Below are 875 nucleotides of genomic sequence, written 5' to 3'. Positions count from 1 at the left end.
GTCGGCGGCGCGGGCGGTGCGCGGGTGGCGGGCACTGATCCGGCCCGTGTCGAGCAGATCGCAGAGCAGGATCCGGGTGATGGATACCGGCAGCTGGAGATGGGCCGCGATCTCCACGACCGCGGTGGGGCGTTCGCAGAGGCGCAGGATCGTGGCGTGCTCCGACTGCATGCCGGGGGCCGGATCGCACTCACCGACGATCAGCGTGACGAGGTCGAAGGTGTCGACGGCGTTGGAGCGGCTGCGGCCGTTCGTGACCGTGTAGAGCCGGTCCGGGCTGTCGTTGCGGCCGAAGCGCGGGCGGGGCGCAGTCATGCGCGGGGCTCCGCGGCGAGATGGTCGCCGAGCTGTTCGACGAGTTCGCTCATGTTGTGGCCGATGAGGCCGACGTCGGCGGACTCGTCGGCGACGACGGCGAGATGGGCGCCGTCGCCCGCCTCGACGATGAAGAGGATGCCGCCGTAGAACTCGGCCATCGCGGTCCGCACCCCGCCGGTGCCGTCGCCGAACTCGACGGAGGCGCCGTGGGAGAGCGACTGGATCCCGGCGGAGATCGCGGCCAGCTGGTCGGCCTGGTCGACGGAGAGCTCGGGGGTGCGGCAGAGCTTGAGGCCGTCACGGGAGAGGACGAGGGCGTGACGGGCGCCGGGGGTGCGCTCCAGGAGGCTCTCCAGCAGCCAGTTGAGCTTCTCGTCGGTGGTGGTGGTCATTCGGGGGTTCCTGTGCCTTCCGGGTGCGGGGGGTGCGGGGCGCTGGTGCCGGTGCCGGTACCAGCGCTGGTTCCGGTGCTGGAACCAGCACTGGGGCGTACGGCCTGGCGGAAGGTGCTGAAGCGGGCCGCCGCCGTGGTGGAGGACTCGGAGTCGGCGCTGCGG

The 875-nt window shown here is 72.0% G+C and carries 2 protein-coding genes; both read right to left on the bottom strand.

Features of this window, described 5'->3' with window-relative positions:
• A partial coding sequence (locus J0695_RS39370) for a DUF742 domain-containing protein (protein ID WP_206969649.1) occupies positions 1-315 on the bottom strand: 315 nt, incomplete at its 3' end.
• Entirely contained in the window at positions 312-710 is a 399-nt protein-coding gene (locus tag J0695_RS39365; RefSeq protein WP_206969648.1) for a roadblock/LC7 domain-containing protein, read from the bottom strand. The genes J0695_RS39370 and J0695_RS39365, both read right to left, overlap by 4 nt.
• Positions 711-875 lie beyond the last annotated feature (165 nt).

The organism is Streptomyces beijiangensis, from assembly GCF_017315755.1.
GTDB lineage: Bacteria > Actinomycetota > Actinomycetes > Streptomycetales > Streptomycetaceae > Streptomyces > Streptomyces beijiangensis.
The sequence above is the reverse complement of the archived record's forward strand: the minus strand, read 5'-3'. Positions and strand labels throughout refer to the sequence as shown.